The organism is Bradyrhizobium sp., assembly GCF_016462955.1.
In the GTDB taxonomy this organism is placed as follows: Bacteria; Pseudomonadota; Alphaproteobacteria; order Rhizobiales; family Xanthobacteraceae; genus Bradyrhizobium.
On the sequence record NZ_JAEMSD010000244.1, the window covers coordinates 8,174 to 9,009 of the forward strand.

General features: G+C 65.8%; 1 protein-coding gene. It reads left to right on the forward strand.

All coding sequences use genetic code 11. The features are described 5' to 3' along the window. On the forward strand, window positions 1–836 hold an 836-nt coding region (locus JHD07_RS22830; protein ID WP_291626112.1), incomplete at both ends, for a TonB-dependent receptor plug domain-containing protein.

An 836-nucleotide genomic window follows, 5' to 3' on the forward strand; every position in this document is an offset into this window, starting at 1 on the left:
ATCTGTTCCGCTCGCTGCCCGGCTTCAACGTCGCAAATTACGGGCAGGGGGCCGTCGGCTACGGCTTGTCGCTGCGCGGCTACACCGACGCCGAGCACGGGCGCGACATCGCCTACTCAATCGACGGCGTGCCGCTCAACGAAGTCTCCTCGCTGCACACGCCGAACTATGCCGACCTGAACGTCCTGTTGCCGGAGACCGTCAAGAGCATCGAGATCGTGCGCGGGCCGTTCTCGGTCGAATACGGCGATTCCAACATGGGCGGCTCGGTCAACATCACAACCAAGCAGGCCGAGCCGTTCGCCAGCATCGGGGTGTCAGGCGGCACGCAAGGGACCGGCCGTGGCGTTGCGACCTACAGCACCACGCAGGGCGCGTGGTTGCCCTATCTCGCGCTCGAGGGCTATCACACCGACGGCTACCGCGATAACAGCTTCGTCAACCGCTACAACTCGTTCAACAAGGTCACGACGACGCTGCCGGACGGCGCCACCATCTCGTTCCGCGCGCAGGCTTACGGCACCGAATATGGCGCGCCCGGCTATGCCAGCCGCGATGCCATCGCCGCCGGCACGATCTCCGAGCGTTCGGCGACCAACCGGACCGACGGCGGCAACAAGCAACTCGAAAACTTCGTCACCAACTACGCCTCCGGCGCACAGGACCAGGAACTGAAGGGCACGCTGTTCGTCAGCCATCAGTTCTCCAACCGCTTTGCCGACTTCGGGGGCGGCCAGCGCGTGCAGCACGACGACCGCACCATGGTGGGCGGCCGGCTCAGCAAGGTCTGGACCGGCGCCATCGGCGACGACATCCCCGTGCAGGTGCTGCTCGGC